The sequence below is a fragment of the Rhizobium sp. BR 315 genome, from assembly GCF_050577975.1.
In the GTDB taxonomy this organism is placed as follows: domain Bacteria; phylum Pseudomonadota; class Alphaproteobacteria; order Rhizobiales; family Rhizobiaceae; genus Rhizobium; species Rhizobium miluonense.
The window spans coordinates 1-25500 of the sequence record NZ_JARWKZ010000019.1; the positions used below are offsets into that span (position 1 = coordinate 1).

A 25500-nucleotide genomic window follows, 5' to 3' on the forward strand; every position below is an offset into this window, starting at 1 on the left:
TCACCGATACGCCCGCTTCCGAAGTCTCGTGTGCGTCAGATGCCAGTGCCTGCTGGCTGCCGCCGCCCAGAACATCAAGAAGATCGCAATGGCCCTCACAAAGGCGCCAAAGCCAAGCATGGCCTGAGCAGATCAGGCCGTTTCAACAAAATCGAAACGCCACCTTCTCAAAAGCATCAATCCGCAAACACAAAACCCGCCGAAAATATCGACGGGTTTGTCAGCGGTCTGAGGCCGCGCTCTCAGGCGCGGCCTTTTTCGTTATGAGCTGTGCAGGCGCCGCTCAGGACTTGAGGAGCCATTCGTGCTCCACGGCATTGTGGAATTTCCAGATGCGCTTCGGGCCGGCCATGACGTTGAGGTAGTAGAGATCATAGCCGTGGCAGGCGGCGCAAGGATGATAACCCTTCGGCACCAGCGTCACGTCGCCATCCTCCAGCACCATGACTTCGTCCAGCGAGCGATCGTCGGTATAGACGCGCTGGAAGCCGAAGCCTTGCGGCGGGTTGAGGCGGTGGTAGTAGGTCTCCTCCAGGAAGCTCTCGTTCGGGAGATCGTCCTGATCGTGCTTATGGGGAGGATAGGACGAGGTATGTCCGCCCGGCGTGATCACTTCCACGACCAGCAGCGAATGCGCCGCGCCATCGTCTTCCGGCATGATATTGTTGACGTGGCGGACATTCGTGCCCTTGCCACGTGTCAGGGCCGGATGGGTGCCCGGCGGAATGGCGCGCGCCTCATAGGAGCCACCGCCCGGTGCCGAGCAGACGGCGAGTTCCAGATCGGTGTCCGCAGTCACCGACCAGCTTGAACCGGCGGGAATATAGAGCGCATGCGGTGCGCCCTCGAAGGGGCTCATGCGGCCGCCGAGCAAGCCGAAATCCTTAGTACCCGCCTTGGCGCGTCCCTTGCCGCTGACCCATACGAGGCAGACCTCGCGGTCGCCGGTTTCAGCCGAAGCCGTTTCGCCCGGCTTCAGGCGATGGAGGTCGAAGCCGACATAGGTCCAGCCGGCGCTTTCGGGCGTGACATGGGTGACGCGGCCATGGGAGCCGTCAGGTTTGACCTTGAGATTTGGCATGGGTTTTTCCTCCATTGCTTGGAAAAACACCCCTCGCCATCCTTCGATCGGGTGAGGGGCGCTCATCTCTAGCTATCCCTTGGGAAAGCCTTCGGTTTCCACCGTGTAACCCGCTGCCGTCATGACGCGCATCAGCTCGGCATGACCGATCTCGGCCATCTTCTGCGGCGGAGCCTTGCGCGGATCCTGTTCGGCCTCGACCACGAACCAGCCCTCATAGCCGTAATCGGCGAAGCGCTTGACGATGGCGCCGAAATCGAGCGAGCCGTCGCCCGGCACCGTGAACGCGCCGAGCGCTACGGCATCGAGGAAGGACTGCCGGCTGCGATCCAGGCCATCGACGACGGACTTGCGGATATCCTTGACGTGGACGTGATTGATGCGGGCGTGGTGGTTGTCGATGGCGCGCAGCACATCGCCGCCGGCAAAGGCGAGATGACCGGCATCGAGCAGCAGCGGAATGCCTTCGCCGGAATTGAGCATGAAGGCGGCGAGTTCCGGCTCGGTTTCGACGACGGCTGCCATATGATGATGGTAGGAGAGCGGCATGCCCTGCGCGGCGCACCATTCGCCAAACTCGGTGACGCGACGGGCATATGCCTTCATCTCGTCATCCGAGAGGCGCGGCTTGGTAGCGAGCGGCTTGGAGCGGTCGCCCTGGATGGAGCGGCCGACTTCGCCATAGACGATGCAGGGCGCATTAACCGCCTTGAACAGCTCGATCATCGGCGCGATACGGTCCTTGTTTGCCGCCAGCTCCTCATTGACGAGCGTGCCCGAGAACCAGCCGCCGCAAAGCGTCACGTCGGCGGCGCGCAGGATCGGCAGCATTTCATCGGGATTGCTGGGGAAGCGCCGGCCTTGTTCCATACCTGTGAAGCCGGCACCACGCGACTGGCGCAGGCATTCTTCGAGCGATACGTCGTCGCTCAGCTCCGGAAGATCGTCGTTCCACCAGGCGATGGGCGACATGCCGAGTTTGGCCTTCATCAATAGTCTCCTTGAAAATGGTGTTGGAGGAGCGTCTCAGCTCCTCCAGAAAAGTGTCGGAAATCGATCAGCCGATGCGCTGGGAGGCGCGGGCTTTCTCATAGGCGGCGCGGGCCTTGTTGACCTCGGCGCGCGGGCTGACCTCGGGAACGGCGACATCCCACCAATGGCCGCCTTCGTCCGTGGTGATCAGCGGATCCGTGTCGATGACGATGACCGAGCTGCGGTCGTTCTTTTTCGAAGCTTCGATGGCCTGCTCCAGCTCGGTGATGGAGGAAACCTTCACGGCAATCGCGCCCATGCTTTCGGCATGTGCCCGGAAGTCGATCTCCGGCATCACTTCGAAGCGCGAGTCCTTCAGCAGATTGTTGAAGTTTGCGCCGCCGGTCGCCATCTGCAGGCGGTTGATGCAGCCGTAGCCGCGATTGTCGAGCAGAACGACGGTGATCTTCAGGCCGAGCATGACCGAGGTCGCCAGTTCGGAATTCAGCATCATGTAGGAGCCATCGCCGACCATGACGACGACTTCCTTTTCCGGATGGGCCATCTTCGCGCCGAGCCCGCCGGCTATCTCGTAACCCATGCAGGAGAAGCCGTATTCCATGTGGTAGCTGCCGGGCACTGTCGCCGGCCAGAGCTTGTGCAGCTCACCCGGCAGGCCGCCGGCGGCGCAAAGCACGATGGTCTTCTCGCCGCCGATCGTGCGAGTGACCGCACCGATCACCTGGGCGTCGGAGGGCAGGGCGGCATTGGTGGCCGCCATCGCCTTGGCGGCGGCTTCCATCCAGATCTTCTTTTCCCGCGTTGCCTTCTCGGCAAGTGCTGCCGGAGCTTTCCAGCCGGCAAGGCCAGAACCCAGTGCCTTCAGACCTTCGCGCGCATCCGTCACCAGTGGGTGACTGTCGTGCTTCAACGCGTCGTAGGCCGCGATGTTGAGGCCGATCATGGCCATCTTCTCGTTCTTGAACAGCGCCCAGGAGCCGGTGGTGAAGTCTTGGCAGCGCGTGCCGACCGCGATCACCAGATCGGTATCCTCGGCAATGGCATTGGCCGCAGACGTGCCCGTCACGCCGACCGAGCCGAGCGCTAAGGGATGCGTCTCGTCGATGGCCGACTTGCCTGCCTGGGTGACGACGACGGGAATGTCATGTGCTTCGGCAAACGCAGCCAGCTCCTTCGTCGCTTGCGAATAGAGCACGCCGCCGCCGGCGAGAATGACTGGTTTTTCCGATTTGCGGATCAGCGCGATGGCATTGGCAAGCTCGTCCGCATCCGGCTGTGGGCGGCGCTGGGTCCAGACATGCTCCTCAAAGAAGCTCTCCGGATAGTCGAAGGCTTCGGCTTGCACATCCTGGCACAGCGAGAGCGTCACCGGGCCGCAATCGAGCGGATCGGTCAGTACCTGCATGGCGCGCTTTAGCGCCGTCATGATCTGCTCCGGGCGGGTGATACGGTCGAAATAGCGGGAGACGGGGCGGAAGGCGTCGTTGGCGGAAACGGTGCCGTCGCCGAAATCCTCGATCTGCTGCAGCACCGGATCGGGCGCGCGGCTGGCGAAGACGTCGCCGGGAAGGAAGAGAACGGGGATGCGGTTGACGTGGGCGACGCCGGCCGCCGTCACCATGTTAAGGGCGCCGGGGCCGATCGACGTCGTGCAGGCCATGAAGCGCTGACGGAAGCTCGCCTTGGCATAGGCGATGGCGGCATGGGCCATGCCCTGTTCATTGTGGGCGCGGAAGGTCGGAAGCTCCTCGCGCACCTGATAGAGCGCCTCGCCGATGCCGGCGACGTTGCCGTGACCGAAGATCGCCCAGACGCCGCCGAAGATCGGCTGCTTCTGCCCGTCGATGATGGTCATCTGCTTCTTGAGGAAATGCGCGACGGCCTGTGCCATCGTCAATCGGATCGTCTTGCCCATCGGGCGCCTCCCAAATGCCGTATCTCTTTGTTTCAAGCAATTCCGGACGCAAAACCGCTATGCACTTTTGCCGGAATTGCTCCAGAATTTCACAGGCCGCGGGTTTTGAGCCACGCTGCCGTCAATTGCCGGAAGCGGCCGGCCATGTCGGCAATCGCTTCCTCGTCGTTCATGGCGCCTGACAACCAGGCACGGGCCGCATCGGAGAAGATGGTCCGCCCGACGGCGAAACCCTTCACCGAAGGCGCTGCCAGCGTCGCCTCGAAGCTGCGGATCAGTTCCTCAGCCGGCGCCTCCAGGCCGAGCAGCACGATACCGCGGCACAATGGATCATTTTTGGCGATCACGGCATCGATTTTTTTCCAGGCAGTCGTCGATTCCTGCGGCTCCAGCTTCCACCAGTCCGGTTTGATGCCGAGCGCGTAGAGTTCTTCCATCGCTGTCGGGATCGTGTCGTCGGTCAGCGGCCCGTTCTTGCTGGCAATGATCTCGACCAGAAGCTCGCGGCCAACCTTGCGGGCGGCTTCGAACAGCGTCCGCAACTTCTCCTGCTGCTCCGCCTTCAATTCCTTCGGATCGTCCGGATGGTAGAAGCACAGGCATTTGATACAGTGGTTAAGCGGCCATTCGACGAGCTGCGAGCCGATGTCCTGGCTGAACTCGAATTTCAGCGGCTTCGATCCCGGCAGTTCGACCGGGCGTCCGATCCAGGAGAAGTCCTTGGTGGCCGCATCGAAAAAGGCGTCGCGTCCGAAACGCTCGTCGATCAGCATGCCGTAGCCGGGCCGGCCGTCGGCCACCCGTGCTGCCGCCTCGACGGCAAGCCGCTTGAAGGCGACGATCTTCTCGTGGCCGATGCCCAGTTCGTCGGCGACGCTGACGAGCTGCGAGCGATGATCGATGGCAAGCGCCATCAGCAAAGGGATCTCGTCGCCGCGGCGGGTCGTCGCCCAATGAATATGGTTGATCGCTTCGTCCTTGCGCAGCGCCCGGTGCTTGCTGCCCGTCTTCAGGAAGAAATCGAGCTCGGCCCAGGTCGGATATTCCGGCGAGCAGAGGAGGCGCGAGACGGCAAAGGCGCCGCAGGCATTGGCCCAGGTGGCGCAGGTCTTCAAGGGCTCGCCGCGCAGATAGCCGCGCAGGAATCCGGACATGAAGGCGTCGCCCGCGCCGAGAACGTTGAATACCTCGATCGGGAAACCCTGGCCGACGATGCCGGCTTCCAGATCGTCCGAGATCGGGCCTTCATAGACGATGCAGCCCATGGCGCCGCGCTTCAGCACGATGACTGCCGATGAGAGACGGCGGATTTCCTTCAAGGCGCCGAGCACGTCGTCGGCACCGGAGGCGATCATGATCTCTTCTTCCGTCCCGACGATCAGGTCGCAATCCGGCAGTGTCTCCTTCATCTTGGCGGACACGCGGTCCGACTTCACATAGCGCTCGAAGCCTTCGGCATGACCGGCAAGGCCCCAGAGGTTCGGTCGATAATCGATGTCGAAGATCACCTTGCGGCCGTTCGCCTTGGCGATGCGGATCGCCTTGCGCTGTGCCGCTTCGGTATTGGGCTTGGAAAAATGCGTGCCGGACACCAGAACGGCGCCGGAGGACTTGATGAAGTTCTCGTCGATGTCGTCTTCGTTGAGTGCCATGTCGGCGCAGTCGGACCGATAGAAGATCATCGGCGAGACGCCCTCGGCCTCGACCGCCAAGAGCACCAGCGCCGTCAGGCGTTCCTTGTCCGTGGCGATCCCGTCGACGGCAACACCCTCGCGTGCCGCCTGTTCGCGAATGAAGCGGCCCATCTGCTCGTCGCCGACGCGGGTGATGAGGCCGGATTTGAGGCCAAGCCGGGCGGTGCCGATGGCGATATTGGCCGGGCAGCCGCCGACCGATTTGGCGAAAGAGGCGATGTCCTCGAGCTTCGAGCCGATCTGCTGGCCGTAAAGATCGACGGAGGACCTGCCGATGGTGATCACATCGAGTTTCGCCTCCGGCTGAGCGCCAGGATTGTCGTGTGCCATGATGTCCTCCCGTCCGTGCCTGATCCTCCGGCTTTTCAGCTTGCGCCGAGATCACGCGTCATTAAAGGTGCCGGTATTCGTTTCGTCCCGGTTGCGGTGGATCGGCGCTCATTTCTCGCACCCCGATCTCAGCTATAGTGAAACATTGGTTCCGAGATTTTGTCAATTCGGAATATTTATTCCATTTTCGTTTTATCTGCTTTTGCCGCACCTTTTCTTCGCCGCTCGGCAATGGCAACGGGGAAGGCCATGACGAGCGCCATCGATGCCGACATGGAGCGGAAGCCGGCAAAATCGGTCTCTGCGACCTCGAACCAATGGGTCGCACAGGCGGTGAGCGGCGAGAAGGCCGAATCGGTAATGGCAATGACCGGCACATTGCGCGAGGCGAGATCCTGCGCCTGTGCTAGGCTCTCGGCGGCATAGGGAGAAAAGCTCGCAGCGATCGCAGCATCCTTCTCCGTGGCGAAGCGGGCGATCTCGCTATCGATGCCATTCGGCGAGGCGACGATCTGATGGCGTATGTTCAGCTTGGAAAAGGCGTAAGCCATATGGGCGGTGAGCGGATAGGAGCGGCGCTTGGCAATAAGATAGATGGTCTCGGCGGCGGCAAGCACGTCGACCGCCTTGGCGAAAGTCTCCGTCTCGATGGTCGCGGCCAGCTTGTTGACCGACTGGCTTGCGGCAGACAGGAAGCCGGAGAGAATGCTGGCCTCCTCATTCTCGATGCCGGAGCGTTCCAGCGTCACCAACCGCTCTTCATAGCTGAGCGTCCGGTCGCGCAGCCTCTCGCGGAAGATGCTTTGCAGATCGGAAAAGCCTTCATAGCCGAGGTGGTGGGCAAGACGTACCAGCGTTGAAGGCTGGACTTCGGCGGCGGCCGCGATGCTCGCCGTAGTGCCGAAGGCAATTTCATCGGGATTGCCAAGCGCGAAGGCGGCAACCTGCGCCAGTCGCTTCGGCATGGCATTCTTGCGCTCTATGATGTTGCTGCGCAAGCTTTCGAAGTCGCGCGGCACCCTTGTCTGCGTGTCGATACTGTTATCCATGCCTGCCTTCCGCCATTCATGCCCATGATGGAATAAGTATTCCATATTTGCAAAGATAGCGGATTTCGATTTAATCGGCACGAATATTTTTAAGCTAATGATTTTAAACGTGTAATTTAGATGTCCGTCGAAGTCTCATGTCGGCGGCACGAAATGTGCGCTTGCCAAAACGGTCTAAACATTCCAAAAATGAACCAGCTTCGAGAGGAAGCGGAGGAGGACAGGCAAATGAAACCGTTGGGCGTTGGACTGATCGGTACGGGCTACATGGGCAAATGCCACGCGCTCGCGTGGAATGCGGTCAAGACCGTGTTCGGCGATGTGGCGCGACCTCGTCTCGTCCATCTGGCCGAAGCGAATGCCGATCTGGCGAAGACGCGGGGCGATGAGTTCGGCTTCGAGAAGGCGACGGCCGACTGGCGCGATCTCATTGCGGATCCCGATGTCGACGTCGTTTCCGTCACGACACCCAACCAGTTCCACCCGGAAATGGCGATCGCGGCCCTTGAGGCTGGCAAGCACGTCTGGTGTGAAAAGCCCATGGCGCCGGTTTATGATGATGCCGAACGCATGCTGGCGGCGGCCAAGGTTTCCGGCAAGATCGCCATTCTCGGCTACAATTATATCCAGAACCCTGTGATGCGGCACATCAAGTCGCTAATCGAAGAGGGCGCGATCGGTACGGTCAATCATGTCCGCGTCGAGATGGATGAGGATTTCATGGCCGATCCGAACGGCTTGTTCTACTGGAAGAGCGAGCTTGCCTCCGGCTACGGCGCTTTGGACGATTTTGCCGTGCATCCGCTCTCGCTGCTCTGGTTTCTCTTCGGCCATGTGGAGGCCGTCATCACCGATATGGTAAAGCCCTATGCCGAGCGGCCATTGAAGGACGGCGGCAGCCGTGCCGTCGAAAACCACGATCTGGCCAACGTGCTGATGCGGCTTGGCGGCGGCCTTTCCGCCGTGCTCATGGCCAACCGGTCGGCCTGGGGACGCAAGGGACGGATCGCCCTGCAGATCTTCGGCTCAAAGGGCTCGATCTCCTACGATCAGGAGCGCATGAACGAATTCGAGCTTTATCAGGCCGCGGGCAGGGATACGGAACAGGGGTTCCGCAAGATTCTCGCCGCTCCTGCTCATAAACCCTATGACCGCTTCATCCCCGCGCCGGGCCATGGCCTCGGCTTCAACGATCTGAAGATCATCGAGTGCCGCGAGCTGATCCGCGCCATCTCCGGGGAGGCTGCGTCAGTCGTGGCTTTCAATGATGGCCTGCGTATCGAGAAATCGGTGCACGCCATGGCGCAATCCTTCCACGAGCGGCGATGGATCGAAATCGCCTAGATCATTGCGGCCAGGCGCACCCCCGCCCGGCATCGCAGAAATGCGGCCGGAGAAAAACGTGGTGGCCTAACTTTCTCCCGATCCGGGGCGCAGGGTCAGTCATGATTGACGCTTGCCGGCGCAAGCGCTACCCCTGAAGCCGAAGCGCATCCTCCCGCATTCGCGCGGATTGGATCGCCATAATAACAATGGAGTACGGATCGTGACGGGCAGGTTGGTCATTGTCGGGGCCGGGCAGGCGGGTTTTGCTCTTGCCGCCAAGTTGCGGATGCTTGGTGATTCGAGGCCGATTACCATTGTGGGCGCAGAAGAGAGTCTCCCATACCAGCGGCCGCCATTGACCAAAAAATATCTCCTTGGCGAGATGAGCTTCGATCGCCTGCTGTTCCGCCCGGAACATTGGTATGCCGACAACAATGTCGAGATTCGCCTGTCCACCTGGGTCGAGCAGATCGACCGCGCTGCAAAGCAGATCGTCATGCAGGATGGCTCGAGGCTGGATTATGAGACGCTGGCGCTTGCCACCGGCTCCACGCCGCGCCGGCTTCCGCCATCCGTCGGTGGCGCGCTCGAAGGCGTCTATGTTGCTCGTGACAAGCGCGATGCGGATCTGCTTGCGGGCGAGATGCGCCCCGGACGCCGGGTCCTCATCATCGGAGGCGGATATATCGGGCTGGAAGCTGCAGCCGTCGCTCGCCATCGCGGCCTCGAGGTCACCCTGATTGAAATGGGCGACCGAATCCTGCAACGGGTCGCGGCCAAGGAAACGGCCGATATCTTCAGGTCGATCCACCAGAAACATGATGTTGTCATTCGCGAGAAGACCGGGCTGAAGCAGCTCGTCGGCAGGAATGGTCATGTCGCCGCCGCGGAGCTTTCCGACGGGACCACTATAGATATAGACTTCGTTGTCGTCGGTATCGGCGTCGCCCCGAACGACAGGCTCGCCAAGGAAGCAGGCCTGGAGGTCGGCAATGGGATTGTCGTCGATTCGTTCGCCCGCACCTCCGATCCGTCGATCTTCGCTATGGGCGACTGCGTCGAATTGCCATGGGACGGCACGCGGATCCGGCTCGAATCAGTTCAGAACGCGGTCGACCAGGCGGATGCTGCTGCCGAGATCATTGCCGGCGGCGATAAGGCCTACGATCCGAAACCTTGGTTCTGGTCGGATCAGTATGACGTCAAGCTGCAGATTGCCGGCTTCAATCTTGGCTATGACGAGACGCTGCTGCGTCCCGGCGCGCGTGAGGGCGCTGCCTCTGTCTGGTATTTCAAGCAGGGCCGCTTCATTGCCGTCGATGCCGTAAACGATGCAAAGGCCTATGTTACCGGCAAGAAGCTGCTGGAAAGCGGCGTCAATCCGTCCAAAGCGATTCTTTCCGACCCGGCTGCTGACCTCAAGCAACTATTGGCCTGACGCGCCACATTCGACAGCCGGCTATCGCCGAATCTCGGAAAGAACGTGGGTGGAGGCGAAAAAGCGCTTGCGTCGATAAATGAATGGCCCTATCAGGGCCGCACCGGAGAGGTGGCCGAGTGGTCGAAGGCGCTCCCCTGCTAAGGGAGTATACCAGAAATGGTATCGTGGGTTCGAATCCCATCTTCTCCGCCATGATGACCTCGCCCATACCCGAAGACATCTCTCTCAGGCTGGGTGCCGAATGGTCGACCTGGCGATCACCTCACCTTCCGATTGCCGTCTTCTCTCTTTTCAAATTGCCCCCTTTCGGTCGCGTATCGGCTCAAGCAGCATCAGCCTGTGGGTTAGCGACGCTCAGGAAATGACGGGCCGTTTCGGCGACCCCCACATCGATTGGCGTCACGTCCAGCGAAAAGCGGGCCGTAAACTTCGTCGCATCGATTTGGTAGGGGCGGTCGAAGAGGAAGCGTATGTCATGCACCTCGCGCAGGATCGGCACCGCCATCCGTAACACCGGCTGAAGGATAGCCGGGATCGTCTGGATGCGCGGCGTCCGGCCCATCGCCGCCGCCGCAATGATCACGATCTCCCTGAGCGTTCGCGTCTTGGCGCAGGGCATGTGCCATACCTGGCCCCAGGCATCCTCGGGTGCATCGAGCAGTTGCTGTGCCGCGCGGGCAGCATCGGGAAGATAGGCGACGTCGTGCGGATGATCGATCGGCATCGCGAATTGCACCGCCTTGCCGGCTGCCAGCCGGCCGAACAGCGACTCGCCCAGATGACTGTTCGTCACGCCAGGCCCATAGAAATCGCTGACGCGCAGGGCGCTCATGCGGACGCGCCCCTGGTTTGACGCCTCCTGCCACATCTCGCTGATCGCCCGCCGCACGGCCGGCTTGCCGCCCCAGGGCGTGAAGGGCGTGCTTTCGCGGATCGGCCCCTCCTGCGGGCCATACATATATAAGTTGTCGAAGAACAGGGTCGGTGCGCCGGTCGCCTCGGCGGCTGCTAGGAAATTCGCCATCGCCTGCGGCCAGCATCTTTCCCAGACCGTGGTGTCATAGGTAAAGCCGGTGGCGATGACGATCCGCGCCGCGCCAGCCGCGGCGTTCACGACAGCAGCACGGTCGAGCACGTCGCAGCGGATGAACTCCATGCCGGCAGGAAGATCGTCCGGGCGCGAACGCTGCGCGATAAGAACCGCGCGTCCCGCCGCCGCGAGCCTTTCCGCAATGGCCCGGCCTGCCGCACCGTAGCCGAAGATCACGTCCTGTCTGTCCATCATGCGCCCTTCCGATCCTATCACTTCCGGCAGGATAGCACTGGACTGAACCATGCACACAATGCATTGTTGCCATAATGAGTATATCAAACAAGCATCTTTCCGGAATAGATCTCGATCTCCTGCCGGTACTCGATGCGCTGCTGCTGCGGCGCAATGTCACCCATGCCGGACGCGACGTGGGGTTGAGCCAGCCCGCGATGAGCCGTGCCCTCAACCGGCTGCGATCACTGTTCGGCGATCCGCTCCTAGTGCGCCAGGCGGGTGGCTTCACACTGACGCCAAAGGCTGAGCGGCTGGCGCCGCAGGTCGCGGCCGCGCTCGCGCAGTTGGGCGCGTTGTTCCGTGATGCGCCGTTCGATCCGGCGATAGAGCAGCGCACGGTGCGGATCGCTGCCGCCGACGCCCAGACGCTGCTGCTGATGCCGGAAGTGATGCGCAGGGTGTCGCATGATGCGCCGGGCTTCCGCGTCGCAGTGGAGAGCTACGGCCCCGAGACGGTCCGCCACATACAGCAGGGGCGAATCGATTTTGCCTTTGCTTTGGCATCTTCGCCCTTACCGCCGGGCGCAGAGAGCATGGTGCTGGGTGTCGACCGGCTGATGCTCGTGACGCGCCGCGGCCATCCCTTGGCTGCCGGGCCGGTATCGGCGGAAGACTATGCCCGCTTCTCCCATGCCGCCATCACCATCTTTGGCGATGGCCAGTCGGAGATCGATGCGGCGCTGGCGGCGCGTGGGCTGTCGCGGACGATCGCTCTGGCGACGCCGCATTTTGCCGTCGCACTCGCGGTGGTGGCGGCGACGGACTACGTCACCACGCTATCGGAAGCGCTGAGCCGCCGCTTCGGCGACATGTTCGGGCTTGCGATGAGGCCATCGCCACTAATTCCAGAACCGTTTTCCGTTACGCTGGTTTGGGACCGCCTACGCTCCGCCGATCCGGCTCTCGTCTGGTTCCGCGAACTGATGCGTGACGTCGCATCAACGGTTTATCGATAGGCACGCCCGCTGCCGAATCGCAGCCGATGGGAATCATTTGGGTATGTGCATCGTTTCGGGACGACCAGCGGACTGAGGCGGTGGCCGTTCGTCATTGGTCGAAGGCTCGACTAATGTCGCAATGGGCCTGCGGAGCGTCGCAAAACCCCTCAAATTGCCATGTGATGGCCATCCGAGCGCCCATTTCAATTCTTTGCCAATATTTGGGCGGCCCCTATAACCCCCCGCAGATTAAGGATTTTCTTAACAAAGTCTAAACCTTTATTGCCGCCGGTTGGCCGTTTTGTGTCCTTTCGGCAACAGGGCTCAGGGAAGGCTTACGCAAATCACCCTTTCCGGCAAGATGTCGATTGCGTGACAGAGCGCGTCTTGTATTTTCACTCTCGGAAGCGAGGGCGATTGATCGTCCACTTCTTGAAACACGAAGATGGGACAGGGAATACCTTCGGGTAGTTTTCATTTTCGCTTAAAACTTTGACTGGAGGTCAATATGAACATCAAGAGCCTTCTTCTCGGCTCCGCTGCTGCCCTCGCAGCAGTATCCGGTGCTCACGCAGCAGACGCCATCGTTGCTGCCGAGCCGGAGCCGCTTGAGTACGTCCGCATCTGCGACGCCTACGGCGCTGGCTACTTCTTCATCCCAGGCACCGAAACCTGCCTCAAGATCGGTGGTAAGGTTCGTACTGAAGGTGAATGGTACGACGCCTACAACCCGAACACTCACTTCGGCACCAAGTGGCACACCCGCGCTGAGCTGCAGCTGCAGACGGCTTCGGACACCGAATACGGCCCGCTGAAGACCAACACTGAAATTCGTTGGGACTGGCAGGAAGGTAACGCAACGGGTACCAACCTGCTGCACGCCAGCATCAGCCTCGGCGGCTTCACCGTCGGTAAGGAAGACTCGCAGTTCAACGTCTTCACCGGTTATGCCGGCGACGTCATCAACGACGACGTGGTCTATGACGGCCCGTACGAGCTGAACCAGATCACCTACAACTACGATGCCGGCAACGGCTTCACGGCTGTGGTCTCGGTCGAAGACAGCAACTCTGGCACGGGTGCTACCGGCGCCAACGGCGAAGACAGCCACAACCACTACGCTCCTGACGCTGTTGCCGGTGTTGGCTACAAGGTTGGCAACTTCGGCTTCAAGGTCGTCGGCGGTTACGACTCGATCGTCGAAGAAGGCGCTATCAAGGCTCGTGTAGACGCTGACTTCGGCGCATTCTCGGCCTTCTTGATGGGCGGCTGGAACACCGACGGCAGCAAGCTGAACAAGTACGCTGGTTCGAACGGCGGCGGCGCTGCTGCTCCGATCGGCTGGGGTGACTGGGCTCTGTGGGGCGGCGCTAGCGTTCCGATCAACGAAAAGCTGAAGTGGAACGTTCAGCTCGCCTACACCGACTCCAAGATTTTCGCCGCTACGACGAACGTCAAGTGGAACCCGGTTAAGAACCTGCTCATCGAGCCGGAAGTTTCTTACACCAACTGGGACTCCATCAATCAGGACCAGTGGGCTGGTATCCTCCGCTTCCAGCGTTCGTTCTAATCTGATTTGACTTCGGTCATCTGAGATTTCTCACTTCGGTGAGGAGAAGCCCGGTCGAAAGGCCGGGCTTTTTGCGTTGCCTGTCGCAGCATTTCTTTCCGATATTGGAAAGATCAGGCCGACTGTTTTGGCGCGGCACACTTTTCCCGCGGGTTGAATGCTTTCCCATGTAATTTTAAGCAGAATTTGATTTGGACGCGTCGGTAATGTGACGATTTTGCGACGTGATCTTTGTGCAACGCGTTCTTTGAAACGCGCGTCATAAATGCCGATAGTTTGTATCTGATATTGCTCTGAAAAAAACGATCTGTAGGGTCCAAATCGGAAGCAAGGCTTATTGTCTTGGTTCTCCCAGATCAGGGGTCAACTTTGAAAAAACTTAGGTGGGGGTGGGGCACGTCGATTTTCTCGGCGTGATTTCTCGTACCTAATTGATATTAAAACTGGAGTTACTATGAACATCAAGAGCCTTCTTCTCGGCTCCGCTGCTGCGCTGGCAGCAGTATCCGGTGCTCACGCAGCCGACGCTATCGTTGCTGCCGAGCCGGAGCCGCTGGAATACGTTCGCATCTGCGACGCATACGGTGCAGGCTACTTCTTCATTCCGGGCACCGAAACCTGCCTCAAGGTCGGCGGTATGGTTCGTACCGAAGGCAAGTGGTACGATGCCTACAACCCGAATAGCCACAACGGCACTCTCTGGCATACCCGCGCTCAGCTGAGCCTCGACACTGCATCGGACACGGAATACGGTCCGCTGAAGACCAACACAGTTATCCGTTGGGATTGGCAGGAAGGCAACAGCACTGCCACCAAGCTGCTCTGGGCTAACATCAGCCTCGGTGGCTTCCTCGTCGGTAAGGCTGACTCGCAGTACAACGTCTTCACCGGTTATGCTGGCGACGTCATCAACGACGACGTGGTCTATGACGGCCCGTACGAACTCAACCAGATCAGCTACAACTACGACGCCGGCAACGGCTTCACGGCTGTGGTCTCGGTCGAAGACAGCAACTCCGGTGCTGATACCTCTTCCTACGGCGGCGCTTGGGTTCAGGCGAAGACTAACCAGTACGCTCCGAACGCCGTTGCCGGTATCGGCTACAAGGTTGGCAACTTCGGCTTCAAGGTCGTCGGCGGTTACGACTCGATCGTCGAAGAAGGCGCCATCAAGGCTCGCGTCGATGCCGACTTCGGCGTCTTCAAGGCCTTCTTGATGGGCGGCTGGAACACCGACGGCGGCAAGCTGAACCAGTATGCCGGTTCGAACCTGAACGCATCTGCTTGCCCGGTTGGCCGTGGCGATCTCTGCGGCTGGGGCGACTGGGCAGTTTGGGGCGGCGTCAGCGTTCCGATCAACGAGAAGCTGAAGTGGAACGTCCAGCTCGCCTACACCGACAGCAAGATCTTCGAAGCAACCACGAACGTCAAGTGGAACCCGGTTAAGAACCTGCTCGTCGAGCCGGAAGTTACCTACACCAACTTCGATTCTGTGAACCAGGATCAGTGGGCTGGTATCCTCCGCTTCCAGCGCAGCTTCTAATTCGGTCCGCCGAATCGACATCGACAAATTTTCTGATCTGACCTCCGATCAGAAAAGGACAGGCCCGGTTTTCCCAACCGGGCCTTTTCATTGCGTGCTGTCCCCAGAAACGATCGGGGCTGTTGTCAAACCGCCGATAGAAAGCTCCGGATTGCCTCCGGAACATCGCCGAGATGCAGGATAGGGGCGTGGCCCTGGCCGGCCACCGTCTTGATGATTGTGCCCTGATGACGGCGTGCCATTTCTTCGGTGACGACTGTGCTCAGCAGCCTGGAGTTCCCGCCGCGAATCACCATCAAGGGAATGCCGTTGAATCCCTCGAATTGCGGCCACAGATCCGCAAGAGGGGCCTCGAGGTCAAGCGATTGCAGCTGTTCAGCGATGGCCAAGTCGTAATCAGCCACGGGTTTGCCATCGGTGAAGGCATAGATCGCGTCAGCCATGTCCTGCCAGTCGTCATCGCTGAGAACAGTAAAGGCGGCCCCGTGATTCTCGCGCAGGATTGCAACGGCATCGTCTCGGTCGATGGGCTTCCTGTCACGATTGAGGTAGTCGCGAATATCAGCCAGACCGGGTTTCTCAAGCGCAGGACCAATATCATTGAGAATGGCTGCTTTCAGGATGTCCGGACGACTGGCTGCGAGCAGATGCATCACGAGACCGCCGCGTGACGTGCCGATGAAGACTGCTTGCGGGATAGCGAGGGCGGCACAGACGGTCAGGACGTCCTGCGCTTCGACGGCAAGATTGTAGTGGGATTTGTCAGCATCGCGTTCGGATTGGCCGCGTCCGCGGGCATCGAGCGTGATCACCCTGTAGGGAGCGGTCGGATGCTGCGCCAAAAGCAGCGCCAATTGGTGGAAGTCCCGCGAATTGCGGGTCAGGCCCGGCAGGCAGATGACGGGCGGCCGCGCCCGCGTTGCCGATGCATCGCCCATATAGTCTCGAACATAGAGCTTCAGGCCATCCTGGGTGGATATCGTTCGAGCAAGGAAGCCGCTTTCATCGTCGCTGCGCATGCATCATGCCTCGTGCTTGGGATATGACGAGGGATGTAACGCGATTTCGACGGCTTTCACAACCGCGCCCTTGCGGGCCATTTAGCCGCGCCCGTTGACAAGGTCCTGCACAATGTCGGTCTTCTGCCCGAGCCGTGCTTTGTAAACCTGATAGTTTTCCATGACGCGCTGAACATAGTTGCGTGTCTCGGGGAAGGGAATGCGCTCGATCCAGTCAATCACGTCGTCAAGCGACTTGCCGCGCGGGTCCCCATAGCGGCTGATCCATTCCGGCACTTTGTTCGGCCCGGCATTGTAGGCGATGAAGGTGAGGATGTAGGAGCCGCCAAAGGTGTCGATCTGTTCGCCGAGATAGTGGGCGCCGAGCGTCGCGTTGTAGCCGGCATCCTGCGTCAGTTTGTCGGCGGAATAGGCTATGCCATGCCGGCCTGCGACCGCCTTGGCCGTCTTCGGCAGCAATTGCAGCAGGCCGCGTGCATTGGCCGAGGAGATCGCCGCCGGGTTGAAGGCGCTTTCCTGCCGGGCAATGGCATAGGCAAGCGCTTTGCCGGAGCCGGAGATATTCGCATTCTGCGGAATGACGCCAATCGGGAAGGCCAAGGCCGCCACGTCGATGCCGCGTCCATAGGCGATCTTTCCGATCTGCAGCGAGAGCTGATGGTTGCCGGAGCGCTCGGCTTGGGCCGTCAGCAAGGCGATCTCGCCCGGGCTCGCCAGCTGTTTCGCCAGCGCGCGATAGAGCGCCTCAGCACGCCAGCCATGTCCCGCCGCTTCGAGCCGCGAGATGGCCTGCACCGCTTCGCGCCCCTGGAAGCCCTGGCGATCGGCAGGCGCGGGCGCGGGGTAGGTGACATTCAGCGTGCGGCGGCCAAGCTTTTCGGCGGCAAGCTGGCCGTAGAACGTGCTCGGATAGGAGGCCGCCTTGGCATAGAAATCGGCTGCCTTGCCGGGGCCGCCAGCCTCGGCGGCGCGACCCAGCCAGTACCAGCCGCGTGATTGCGAGATCGGCCCGTTCGATACCTGCAGGATCTTGCGGAAATGGGTCGCTGCGCCCAGGCCGTCCTGCAGGCCGCGCAGAGCGTACCACCCTGCATGGAACTCGGCTTCACCGACGTCTTGCGGACTTTCCGCGACGCTGGCGTCGACGATGCGATAGGCGTTCTTGAAATCGCCCTGGTCCACCAGTCCACGGCTGACGATGCGCTGCTCGTTCCACCATTGGTCGGGATTGACGAGCACGCTGCGATCGCGCGGCATCTGAGCCAGCAGATTGGCGGCATCGTCATATTTGTTCTGGCGGCGCAGGTTTTCGATCCGCATGAAGAGATAGGCGGGATCCTTGCGCCATTGGGCGTCAATGCCGGCAATCAGCCCGTCGGCTTTGCTTGAGTGTTCGTTGACCGCAGCCCAGGCTTTGTAGAGCGACTGTGCTTTCCCGAGATCGCCGAAGCGCTTCGCCTGGGCGGTGCGGTCGCGGTAAAGCAGATAGTCCATCCGCGCCTTATGATCGGCCGGTGACAATAGTCCGGAGAATTCTGCGAGGATCTTGTCCTCGAAAGACTTGTCCAGCGTTTCATTGCGCCAGATCTTGCGGATCAATTTTGCAGCCTGCGCCGACGAGCCGCGTGCCATGAGGGCGCGCGACAGGATCACCGAGCCTTCCACGGTTTCGGGCTGCGTGCTGCCGAAGGCGGCAAGGATTTGATCAGTCGATGGATTTTCGGCGTAGAGCGCCCGTTCCGAGTTTGCCCTCAGGCTGCCGAGGCCCGGCCAGCCCACCAATTCGCGCGCAGCTGAGGCAATCTCCCCGGAAGGAGTGCCCGGTTGGCCGGAGGTGGCAATCGCCCAGGTCAGAATATGGCGATCGAGCGTGCCTTGGCTCATGCCGTTGCGGATGGCCAGCGCCTGCATCGGGTTTTTATTGGAAAGTGCGTCGAGGCCGGCCTTCAGGTCGCCATTGATCGGGGCGATGGGGCCGCCGCGCGGTATGGAGGCGGTGCTCATTGGATCCGGCATTGTCATCGCAACGTCGGAGCGATTGCCGGTCAATGTCTGCTGGCCGGAAATCTGAGACGCAAAAGCGCTCCATGCGACCGCCAAGCCTACGGCGGTCCAGATCATCGCGGGTCTTTTCATCCGGCTACTCACAAAACAATCAGGCCCCTTCCATTTGCCCAATGGTATATTAACGAAACCTTACCGGCGGCGCGAATTTCAATCAATTATGATATCGGAAACTGCTCCAAACCAATCAAAGCGCGCTTGTCCCCAACAAGCCGGCACTCTATGGTGCGCAGATTCATAACCATGGATTGCGGCTTAAGCATGAAGGCAGCGCCGCTAGGAGACTTGTATGTTCCAGGGGTCCATTCCCGCACTCGTTACACCCTTTACTGACGCCGGCAAGTTTGATGAGGCTTCCTTCGCCTCCCATGTCGAGTGGCAGATAAAAGAGGGTAGCCGCGGCTTGGTGCCCGTGGGCACGACGGGCGAATCGCCGACTTTGTCGCATGATGAGCACAAGCGCGTCGTCGAGCTTTGCATCGAAGTGGCGAACAAGCGTGTTCCCGTCATGGCCGGCGCAGGCTCGAACAACACGCGCGAGGCGATCGAGCTTGCTCAGCATGCCGAGAAGGTCGGTGCCAATGCGGTTCTCGTCGTCACGCCCTATTACAACAAGCCGACGCAGAAGGGCCTGTACGCACATTTCGCCGCCGTCGCGGAAGCGGTGAAGCTGCCGATCTATATCTACAATATTCCTGGCCGCTCGGTCGTCGACATGACGCCGGAAACGATGGGCGCACTCGTCAAGGCCTATGGCAACATCGTTGGCGTGAAGGACGCGACTGGCAAGATCGAGCGCGTCTCCGAGCAGCGCATCGCCTGTGGCACCGATTTTCGCCAGCTTTCCGGCGAGGACGCAACGGCGCTCGGCTTCAACGCCCATGGCGGCGTCGGCTGCATTTCCGTGACGGCCAATATCGCGCCGCGCCTTTGCGCCGAATTTCAGGCGGCGACGCTTGCCGGCGATTATGCCAAGGCCCTCGAGTATCAGGATCGTCTGATGCCGCTGCACAAGGCGATCTTTATGGAGCCTGGCGTTTGTGGCGCCAAATACGGCCTTTCGCGCCTCGGCCGCATGAGCCGTAACGTCCGCTCGCCGCTGCTGCCGACATTGGAGCCTGCGACGGAAGCTGCGATCGACGCGGCCATGCGCCATGCGGGCCTTCTGAACTGACGGCAACGCGCGCAAGACCGAAGCTCTGTCAGGCCGCTCTCTTCACAAAGGGGGCGGCCTCGCTTATCTAGGGTGCAGGAACTTGGCGCGCCGATGGCTGCAGCCTGAATGATGTAAGAAAAGAAGAAGAATCATGGCCCCCAAAGGCAGCCAGCGCGTAGTGAAGAAGATCGTGGCGGAGAACCGCAAGGCACGCTTCAACTACGAGATCATCGATACCTATGAGGCCGGTCTCGTGCTGAAGGGCACCGAGGTCAAGTCCCTGCGCGAGGGCAAGGCCAATATTGCGGAATCCTACGCTTCCGATGAAGACGGCGAGATTTGGCTCATCAATTCCTATTTGCCTGAATACCTGCAGGCGAACCGCTTTAATCACGAGCCGCGCCGTCGCCGCAAATTGCTGCTTTCCGGCCGTGAAATCGGCCGCTTGCGCTCTGCCATCAATCGCGAGGGCATGACGCTGGTGCCGTTGAAGATCTATTTCAATGATAACGGTCGCGCGAAGCTGGAACTGGCTCTGGCCAAGGGTAAGAAGCTGCACGACAAGCGCGAAACCGAAAAGGAACGCGATTGGAACCGGCAGAAGAGCCGCCTGTTGAAGGACAATGGCTAAGCCTGACGCGGAGTTGATCGAGCGCGCACTGCCGATCCGCGTTTAGCCAAGAACCACCGGGGTGGGGACAAAGCTAAGGCTCAAGCGCGATAGCGCAGGAGTTCGAACGCCAGAGGTCAGGAATTCCCCAGCTTTATTGCTCGGCATCTGCTTCTGCATGAGTAACCTCTGCGGCGCGGTGCGGGCGCTCGGAGGGTTCGCGTCCGATTTCCGCCTTCAGCGAGACGAGGTCGATGAAGTGATCTGCCTGACGACGTAGATCGTCGGCGATCATGGGCGGCTGGGTCGCCATGGTCGAAATGACCGAAACCTTGCGGCCGCGACGCTGCAGAGCCTCTACCAGCGTCGTGAAATCGCCGTCACCGGAGAAGATCACCAGATGATCGACGGTTTCGGATTGTTCCATGGCGTCGATCGCCAGTTCGATATCCATGTTGCCCTTGATCTTGCGGCGCCCCATGGAGTCGGTGAATTCCTTCGCCGGCTTGGTAACGACCTTGTAGCCGTTGTAATCGAGCCAATCGATCAGCGGACGGATGGAGGAATATTCCTGATCCTCGATAAGGGCAGTGTAGTAATAGGCGCGCAGCAGGTATCCACGTTTCTGAAACGCCTTCAGGAGCTTGCGGTAGTCGATATCGAAGCCGAGGCTCTTGGATGCAGCGTAGAGATTGGCGCCGTCTATAAAAAGTGCGATTTTCTCGCGTGGGTCAAACATCGCTTACATATCCACTGTTACAAAAACGTAATCTTTTTATTCAAAGGTAAGCTAAAACAAGGCCTTGTACAGCGTCCGAGAATAATTCGAATTACTTTATGAATTATTCATATAATCGAGATTTAGGGCACGCCACGCGATATTCCAAGCAATCTTAGGTGGAATGCACCATTTGTCTAGGAGAATTTTAGCACTTTATGGGATGGTGCGAAGGGGCTCAAACAGGAAAAACTTGAATTTGCCATCGTTTGCTTGTATCGGCGTGCTACTCCGAGACATGATGAAGACATCACGACCGCAAAGGACAGGCAATGGCCCGTGTCACAGTTGAAGATTGCATTGATAAAGTAGAGAACCGGTTCGAGCTCGTGCTGCTTGCCAGCCATCGCGCTCGCCTGATTTCGCAGGGCTCCTCGATCACGATCGACCGCGACAACGACAAGAACCCGGTCGTTGCCCTGCGCGAAATCGCCGACGAGACGCTGTCGCCTGATGACCTCAAGGAAGACCTGATCCACTCGCTGCAGAAGCACGTCGAAGTGGATGAGCCCGAGCCCGATCCGGCAAACCTGCTGGCAACCGGTGGTGCTTCCGCTTCTAGCGAAGAGGAAGAAGACGCCCCGGAAGCCGTGACTTTCGACCAGATGTCGGAAGAAGAACTGCTGGCCGGCATCGAAGGCCTTGTTCCGCCGGAAAAAAGCGACGATTACTGATCGTCGATCTTGATGCTCCGGGCAGGAGCGATATGATGAGGGGATGCGTGCGCCGGTCATATGACTGGCGCGCTTTTGTTTTTGCGGGAGTAGCCTTGGAATGATGCGGCAATATGAGCTTGTTGAGCGGGTGCAGAAGTACAAGCCCGATGCCAACGAAGCGCTGCTCAACAAGGCCTACGTCTATGCGATGCAGAAGCATGGTCAGCAGAAACGCGCCAGCGGCGACCCCTATATTTCCCATCCTCTCGAAGTTGCCGCCATTCTGACCGATATGCGTCTGGACGAATCGACCATCGCGGTCGCTCTTCTCCACGACACGATCGAGGATACGACGGCGACGCGCGCCGAGATCGACGAATTGTTCGGCGAGGACATCGGTCGCCTGGTCGAAGGGCTGACCAAGATCAAGAAGCTCGATCTCGTCACCAAGAAGGCGAAGCAGGCGGAAAATCTCCGCAAGCTGCTGCTCGCAATTTCCGACGATGTCCGCGTGCTTCTGGTGAAGCTCGCCGACCGTCTGCACAACATGCGCACGCTTGACCACATGTCGCCGGAAAAGCGCGCCCGCATTTCCGAAGAGACGATGGAAATCTATGCGCCGCTTGCCGGCCGCATGGGCATGCAGGACATGCGCGAGGAGCTTGAAGAGCTCTCCTTCCGCCACATCAATCCCGAGGCACACGATACCGTCACCAAGCGGCTGGAAGAGCTGTCGCGGCGCAACGAGGGTCTCGTCAAGAAGATTGAGACCGAGCTGCGCGACCTGCTGGTCGCAAACGGCCTTGCCAATGCCATGGTCAAAGGCCGGCTGAAGAAGCCTTACTCGGTCTTCCGCAAGATGCAGTCGAAATCGCTCTCCTTCGAGCAGCTTTCGGATATTTACGGCTTCCGTCTTCTCGTCGACGACATACCGTCCTGCTACCGGGCGCTCGGCATCGTGCACACCCGCTGGCGCGTCGTTCCCGGCCGCTTCAAGGACTATATTTCGACACCGAAGCAGAACGACTATCGCTCTCTGCACACGACGATCGTCGGCCCTTCCAGCCAGCGCATCGAACTGCAGATCCGAACGAAGCGCATGCACGAGATCGCCGAATTCGGCATCGCAGCCCATACGCTCTACAAGGACGGCACGAACGGCAACGGCAATGGCGACGGCGAGCTTTTGTCGCGGGAAAGCAGCGCCTATTCCTGGCTGCGGCATACGATCGAAGCGCTGGCCGAGGGCGATAGCCCGGAAGAATTCCTCGAACATACCAAGCTCGAGCTGTTCCAGGATCAGGTCTTCTGCTTCACGCCCAAAGGCAAGCTGATCGCGCTGCCGCGCGGCGCCACACCGATCGATTTTGCCTATGCCGTCCATACGAATATCGGCGACACCACAGTCGGCGCGAAGATCAACGGCCGCATCATGCCGCTGGTAACGCGGCTGACCAATGGCGACGAGGTGGAGATCATCCGATCCGGCGTGCAGGTGCCGCCGGCTGCCTGGGAGGAGATCGTCGTGACCGGCAAGGCGCGCGCGGCCATTCGCCGTGCGACCCGGCTTGCCATCCGCAAGCAATATGCCGGCCTCGGCCACCGCATTCTCGAGCGCACCTTCGAGCGTGCCGGCAAGGTCTTCTCGCGGGATGCCTTGAAGCCTGCCCTGCATCGCCTCGGTCAGAAGGATGTGGAAGACGCCATCGCCGCCGTCGGGCGAGGGGAGATGTCGTCGCTCGATGTGCTGCGCGCCGTTTACCCCGACCACCAGGACGAGCGGGTAACCGTCAAGCCGGCTGGCGACGAAGGCTGGTTCAATGTCCACAGCGCTTCCGGCATGATTTTCAAGATCCCCGGTAAGAACAAGGCCGATCTCGCTGATGGTGTCGAGGCGCCGCCGATCCGTGGTCTCGCGGCCAATGTCGAGGTGCATTTCGCACCGACGGGCGCCGTCCCCGGCGATCGCATCGTCGGCATCATGGAAAAGGGCAAGGGCATCACCATATATCCGATCCAGTCGCCGATCCTGCAGCGGTTCGACGACGAGCCCGAACGCTGGATCGATGTGCGCTGGGATCTGGACGAGGCCAACAAGTCCCGTTTTGCCGCTCGCGTCCTGATCAACGCGCTGAACGAACCCGGCACCCTGGCCAAGGTGGCGCAGACCGTTGCCGATGTCGACGTCAATATCCGCGTTCTCAACACGGTTCGCGTTGCTGCCGATTTCACTGAGATGGCGCTGGACGTCGAAGTCTGGGATCTGCGCCAGCTGAACCAGCTTCTGGTGCAGCTCAAGGAGCTCGATTGCATCGCGACGGTAAAGCGTCTTTACGACTGACGCCGCGCGGCGTCGCGCTCGATCCGGTGCAGGCTGCATATTTTGTGATCATTTTATGACCAGAAACGAGCAGCTTTCCGGATAGATGTGCATAGAGCGCATGGCTGCGTCTATTTTAGAGAGGTGGTAATTAACCTCGGTCGCGCCTATCTTCTGGTCATCGAAGAAATGAAACAGAGATGAGAGAAGACAATGTTTAGCCCGATCAAGAAAATCGCCCGTGCCCTGCGCGTTCCGAGTGTTGAAGAACGTGAAATGGCATATCTGAATGGCTCGCACGACCGTTTCGATCTTGAATATCGTCAGCGTCAGGTCGACCGCGGTCTGTTCCGCCAGCGTTAATCGCTGCCAATACTTATAAGACCAGGAGGGCGCGTCGCTGTTGCGCCCTTGGAGCATCCCGATACTGCGGGATTGCTTCCTGTAAAATGAGAGAGCGTCCGGCTTTCTGCAGCGCAAGCGGGCGACGTTCCCAAAAAGGGCCGCACTTTCGGTTCTTAATCAGTGCGTGATCCGCTGGCCGGTCTTGTCACGACGGCCCCCATTGCACTAGATAAACCGCATGTTATTTCGTCGCCGAAAACCACTGACATTCAAGGAAAAACTGCGGGAGCACCTTTGGCCCCGCAAGGGTTTCGTTCGCTCATTCCAATATTTCGGCAAGCGCCTCGTTCGCCTTGCTGCTTCGCCGCATTCAATTGCGGCCGGATTTGCCGCGGGTATCGTCGTGTCCTGGACGCCGTTCATCGGCGTGCATTTCGTGATGGCGATCATCATCGCCTATCTGGTCGGCGGTAATGTCATCGCTTCCGCGCTCGGCTGTCTGGCCGCCGGCAATCCCATTACCTATCCCTTCATCTGGGCTTTCACGTGGGAAATCGGCCATCTGATCCTGGCGCGCGACAGCGGCGGCAGCGGCGCTACCGGCATCGATCTGCCGGCGCTGTGGCACAAGGGCGATCTCCTGCAGATTTGGGATCCGGTTTTGAAGCCGATGCTGATCGGCGGTATTCCGCCGGCGATTGTCTCAGGCGTCATCGTCTATGCGCTCACCTATTACGGCGTGAAGACTTTCAAAACGCGCCGCAAGGAACGGCTGATGGAGCGCGCGCGTGAGCGCATGGCGCTTGCCGACAACGCGTCGAGCGTCTGACGAGCCTGACATCGTCCAGGCCGCCGGGAGGGCCGTATCATGATCATCGGTATTGGTAGCGATCTCATCGACATCCGCCGCGTCGAAAAGACGATGGAGCGTTTCGGCGCTCGCTTCACCGAGCGCTGTTTCACCGACATAGAACGTGCCAAGTCCGAGCGGCGCAAGAACAAGGCGGCATCCTATGCCAAGCGCTTTGCCGCCAAGGAGGCCTGCTCCAAGGCTTTGGGCACCGGATTGGCGCAGGGCGTCTTCTGGCGCGACATGGGCGTCGTCAATCTACCGAGCGGCAAGCCCACCATGCAATTGACCGGTGGCGCGGCCGAAAGGCTGGCTGCCATGCTGCCCAAAAATCATCGTGCCGCCATTCATTTGACGATAACGGATGATTTCCCTCTTGCTCAGGCCTTCGTAATCATTGAGGCGCTGCCGATAGAGGGTTGAATCGCTGCTAGATGTTGCTTTTGGCGCCAGTGCCATTGCCGCCGTGATATGAAGCGAGTAGAGAGTGCCTCA

At 60.1% G+C, this 25500-nt stretch carries 22 protein-coding genes and 1 tRNA gene; 14 read left to right on the top strand and 9 right to left on the bottom strand.

Going from position 1 to position 25500, the window contains the following annotated elements:
• A partial coding sequence (locus QD409_RS18730) for a hypothetical protein (RefSeq protein WP_430763380.1) occupies positions 1 to 267 on the top strand: 267 nt, incomplete at its 5' end.
• Positions 268 to 283: 16 nt separating this feature from the next.
• Here QD409_RS18730 and iolB read toward each other — a convergent pair.
• From iolB to QD409_RS18755, 5 genes are all read right to left on the bottom strand, one after another.
• On the bottom strand, positions 284 to 1081 hold the full coding sequence (iolB, locus tag QD409_RS18735) for a 5-deoxy-glucuronate isomerase (RefSeq protein WP_092851375.1): 798 nt from the start codon (positions 1079 to 1081) through the stop codon (positions 284 to 286).
• A gap of 72 nt (positions 1082 to 1153) precedes the next feature.
• Positions 1154 to 2071: a myo-inosose-2 dehydratase gene (gene iolE, locus QD409_RS18740; RefSeq protein WP_092851377.1), complete on the bottom strand. Its 918-nt coding sequence runs from the start codon at positions 2069 to 2071 to the stop codon at positions 1154 to 1156.
• Between the two features lie 67 nt (positions 2072 to 2138).
• Positions 2139 to 3989, bottom strand: coding sequence for a 3D-(3,5/4)-trihydroxycyclohexane-1,2-dione acylhydrolase (decyclizing) (gene iolD, locus QD409_RS18745; RefSeq protein WP_092851379.1), 1851 nt, complete (start codon positions 3987 to 3989; stop codon positions 2139 to 2141).
• Positions 3990 to 4078: 89 nt separating this feature from the next.
• Positions 4079 to 6013 carry a bifunctional 5-dehydro-2-deoxygluconokinase/5-dehydro-2-deoxyphosphogluconate aldolase gene (locus tag QD409_RS18750; RefSeq protein ID WP_092851381.1) on the bottom strand — a complete coding sequence of 645 codons (1935 nt, stop codon included), beginning with the start codon at positions 6011 to 6013 and terminating at the stop codon, positions 4079 to 4081.
• 176 nt (positions 6014 to 6189) lie between these two features.
• Entirely contained in the window at positions 6190 to 7062 is an 873-nt protein-coding gene (locus QD409_RS18755) for a MurR/RpiR family transcriptional regulator (protein WP_092851383.1), read from the bottom strand.
• 228 nt (positions 7063 to 7290) lie between these two features.
• Here QD409_RS18755 and QD409_RS18760 point away from each other — a divergent pair, with 228 nt between their 5' ends.
• The 3 genes from QD409_RS18760 (at position 7291) to QD409_RS18770 (ending at position 10021) form a co-directional block, all read left to right on the top strand.
• The gene (locus QD409_RS18760) at positions 7291 to 8406 is read left to right on the top strand and encodes a Gfo/Idh/MocA family protein (RefSeq protein ID WP_092851384.1); all 1116 of its coding nucleotides are present in this window, start codon (positions 7291 to 7293) and stop codon (positions 8404 to 8406) included.
• Positions 8407 to 8608: 202 nt separating this feature from the next.
• Entirely contained in the window at positions 8609 to 9826 is a 1218-nt protein-coding gene (locus QD409_RS18765; protein WP_092851631.1) for an NAD(P)/FAD-dependent oxidoreductase, read from the top strand.
• A gap of 105 nt (positions 9827 to 9931) precedes the next feature.
• Positions 9932 to 10021: transfer RNA gene (locus QD409_RS18770), tRNA-Ser, on the top strand.
• Between the two features lie 130 nt (positions 10022 to 10151).
• Here the strand turns inward: QD409_RS18770 and QD409_RS18775 are convergent.
• Positions 10152 to 11114, bottom strand: coding sequence for an NAD-dependent epimerase/dehydratase family protein (locus QD409_RS18775; RefSeq protein ID WP_245298040.1), 963 nt, complete (start codon positions 11112 to 11114; stop codon positions 10152 to 10154).
• Between the two features lie 74 nt (positions 11115 to 11188).
• On the opposite strand from QD409_RS18775, the gene QD409_RS18780 reads away from it, so the two are divergent.
• The 3 genes from QD409_RS18780 (at position 11189) to QD409_RS18790 (ending at position 15207) form a co-directional block, all read left to right on the top strand.
• Positions 11189 to 12112 (top strand): LysR family transcriptional regulator, encoded by a 924-nt coding sequence (locus QD409_RS18780; protein ID WP_092851386.1) that lies wholly within the window; start codon positions 11189 to 11191, stop codon positions 12110 to 12112.
• Between the two features lie 490 nt (positions 12113 to 12602).
• Positions 12603 to 13664 carry a porin gene (locus QD409_RS18785; protein ID WP_092851391.1) on the top strand — a complete coding sequence of 354 codons (1062 nt, stop codon included), beginning with the start codon at positions 12603 to 12605 and terminating at the stop codon, positions 13662 to 13664.
• Between the two features lie 454 nt (positions 13665 to 14118).
• A complete protein-coding gene (locus tag QD409_RS18790) occupies positions 14119 to 15207 on the top strand; it encodes a porin (protein ID WP_092851396.1) in 1089 nt (362 codons plus the stop codon).
• A 125-nt stretch (positions 15208 to 15332) separates the two neighbouring features.
• On the opposite strand, the gene QD409_RS18795 is transcribed toward QD409_RS18790, so the two are convergent.
• Both QD409_RS18795 and QD409_RS18800 read right to left on the bottom strand, forming a co-directional pair.
• Positions 15333 to 16226: an alpha/beta fold hydrolase gene (locus QD409_RS18795; RefSeq protein ID WP_092851399.1), complete on the bottom strand. Its 894-nt coding sequence runs from the start codon at positions 16224 to 16226 to the stop codon at positions 15333 to 15335.
• 81 nt (positions 16227 to 16307) lie between these two features.
• The gene (locus QD409_RS18800) at positions 16308 to 18248 is read right to left on the bottom strand and encodes a lytic transglycosylase domain-containing protein (RefSeq protein ID WP_430763379.1); all 1941 of its coding nucleotides are present in this window, start codon (positions 18246 to 18248) and stop codon (positions 16308 to 16310) included.
• Between the two features lie 331 nt (positions 18249 to 18579).
• Between QD409_RS18800 and dapA the strand changes: the two genes are divergently transcribed.
• Both dapA and smpB read left to right on the top strand, forming a co-directional pair.
• On the top strand, positions 18580 to 19464 hold the full coding sequence (gene dapA / locus QD409_RS18805; protein WP_092851407.1) for a 4-hydroxy-tetrahydrodipicolinate synthase: 885 nt from the start codon (positions 18580 to 18582) through the stop codon (positions 19462 to 19464).
• Between the two features lie 133 nt (positions 19465 to 19597).
• Positions 19598 to 20077: an SsrA-binding protein SmpB gene (gene smpB, locus QD409_RS18810; protein WP_092851412.1), complete on the top strand. Its 480-nt coding sequence runs from the start codon at positions 19598 to 19600 to the stop codon at positions 20075 to 20077.
• 133 nt (positions 20078 to 20210) lie between these two features.
• On the opposite strand, the gene QD409_RS18815 is transcribed toward smpB, so the two are convergent.
• Positions 20211 to 20795 carry an NYN domain-containing protein gene (locus QD409_RS18815; protein ID WP_092851418.1) on the bottom strand — a complete coding sequence of 195 codons (585 nt, stop codon included), beginning with the start codon at positions 20793 to 20795 and terminating at the stop codon, positions 20211 to 20213.
• 311 nt (positions 20796 to 21106) lie between these two features.
• On the opposite strand from QD409_RS18815, the gene rpoZ reads away from it, so the two are divergent.
• From rpoZ to acpS, 5 genes are all read left to right on the top strand, one after another.
• Positions 21107 to 21508, top strand: a complete 402-nt coding sequence (gene rpoZ, locus QD409_RS18820) for a DNA-directed RNA polymerase subunit omega (RefSeq protein ID WP_092851424.1) — start codon at positions 21107 to 21109, stop codon at positions 21506 to 21508.
• A gap of 100 nt (positions 21509 to 21608) precedes the next feature.
• Positions 21609 to 23831 (top strand): RelA/SpoT family protein, encoded by a 2223-nt coding sequence (locus QD409_RS18825; protein ID WP_092851427.1) that lies wholly within the window; start codon positions 21609 to 21611, stop codon positions 23829 to 23831.
• Positions 23832 to 24023: 192 nt separating this feature from the next.
• Positions 24024 to 24173, top strand: a complete 150-nt coding sequence (locus QD409_RS18830) for a DUF3563 family protein (RefSeq protein ID WP_081615336.1) — start codon at positions 24024 to 24026, stop codon at positions 24171 to 24173.
• A 220-nt stretch (positions 24174 to 24393) separates the two neighbouring features.
• Complete coding sequence (locus tag QD409_RS18835) at positions 24394 to 24984, top strand: DUF2062 domain-containing protein (protein ID WP_092851429.1); 591 nt, start codon at positions 24394 to 24396, stop codon at positions 24982 to 24984.
• 39 nt (positions 24985 to 25023) lie between these two features.
• The gene (acpS, locus tag QD409_RS18840) at positions 25024 to 25428 is read left to right on the top strand and encodes a holo-ACP synthase (protein WP_092851430.1); all 405 of its coding nucleotides are present in this window, start codon (positions 25024 to 25026) and stop codon (positions 25426 to 25428) included.
• Positions 25429 to 25500: the final 72 nt, after the last annotated feature.

Excerpts from the sequence above, each read along its gene's own strand:
- QD409_RS18775 (WP_245298040.1), bottom strand. The coding sequence starts at position 11,114 with ATGATGGACAGACAGGACGTGATCTTCGGCTACGGTGCGGCAGGCCGG.
- acpS (WP_092851430.1), top strand. The coding sequence starts at position 25,024 with ATGATCATCGGTATTGGTAGCGATCTCATCGACATCCGCCGCGTCGAA.
- QD409_RS18815 (WP_092851418.1), bottom strand. The coding sequence starts at position 20,795 with ATGTTTGACCCACGCGAGAAAATCGCACTTTTTATAGACGGCGCCAAT.
- QD409_RS18800 (WP_430763379.1), bottom strand. The coding sequence starts at position 18,248 with ATGACAATGCCGGATCCAATGAGCACCGCCTCCATACCGCGCGGCGGC.
- QD409_RS18825 (WP_092851427.1), top strand. The coding sequence starts at position 21,609 with ATGATGCGGCAATATGAGCTTGTTGAGCGGGTGCAGAAGTACAAGCCC.
- QD409_RS18795 (WP_092851399.1), bottom strand. The coding sequence starts at position 16,226 with ATGCGCAGCGACGATGAAAGCGGCTTCCTTGCTCGAACGATATCCACC.
- QD409_RS18780 (WP_092851386.1), top strand. The coding sequence starts at position 11,189 with ATGAGTATATCAAACAAGCATCTTTCCGGAATAGATCTCGATCTCCTG.
- QD409_RS18755 (WP_092851383.1), bottom strand. The coding sequence starts at position 7,062 with ATGGATAACAGTATCGACACGCAGACAAGGGTGCCGCGCGACTTCGAA.
- iolB (WP_092851375.1), bottom strand. The coding sequence starts at position 1,081 with ATGCCAAATCTCAAGGTCAAACCTGACGGCTCCCATGGCCGCGTCACC.
- iolD (WP_092851379.1), bottom strand. The coding sequence starts at position 3,989 with ATGGGCAAGACGATCCGATTGACGATGGCACAGGCCGTCGCGCATTTC.
- QD409_RS18830 (WP_081615336.1), top strand. The coding sequence starts at position 24,024 with ATGTTTAGCCCGATCAAGAAAATCGCCCGTGCCCTGCGCGTTCCGAGT.
- smpB (WP_092851412.1), top strand. The coding sequence starts at position 19,598 with ATGGCCCCCAAAGGCAGCCAGCGCGTAGTGAAGAAGATCGTGGCGGAG.
- iolE (WP_092851377.1), bottom strand. The coding sequence starts at position 2,071 with ATGAAGGCCAAACTCGGCATGTCGCCCATCGCCTGGTGGAACGACGAT.
- QD409_RS18785 (WP_092851391.1), top strand. The coding sequence starts at position 12,603 with ATGAACATCAAGAGCCTTCTTCTCGGCTCCGCTGCTGCCCTCGCAGCA.
- QD409_RS18750 (WP_092851381.1), bottom strand. The coding sequence starts at position 6,013 with ATGGCACACGACAATCCTGGCGCTCAGCCGGAGGCGAAACTCGATGTG.
- QD409_RS18790 (WP_092851396.1), top strand. The coding sequence starts at position 14,119 with ATGAACATCAAGAGCCTTCTTCTCGGCTCCGCTGCTGCGCTGGCAGCA.
- dapA (WP_092851407.1), top strand. The coding sequence starts at position 18,580 with ATGTTCCAGGGGTCCATTCCCGCACTCGTTACACCCTTTACTGACGCC.
- QD409_RS18835 (WP_092851429.1), top strand. The coding sequence starts at position 24,394 with ATGTTATTTCGTCGCCGAAAACCACTGACATTCAAGGAAAAACTGCGG.
- QD409_RS18760 (WP_092851384.1), top strand. The coding sequence starts at position 7,291 with ATGAAACCGTTGGGCGTTGGACTGATCGGTACGGGCTACATGGGCAAA.
- rpoZ (WP_092851424.1), top strand. The coding sequence starts at position 21,107 with ATGGCCCGTGTCACAGTTGAAGATTGCATTGATAAAGTAGAGAACCGG.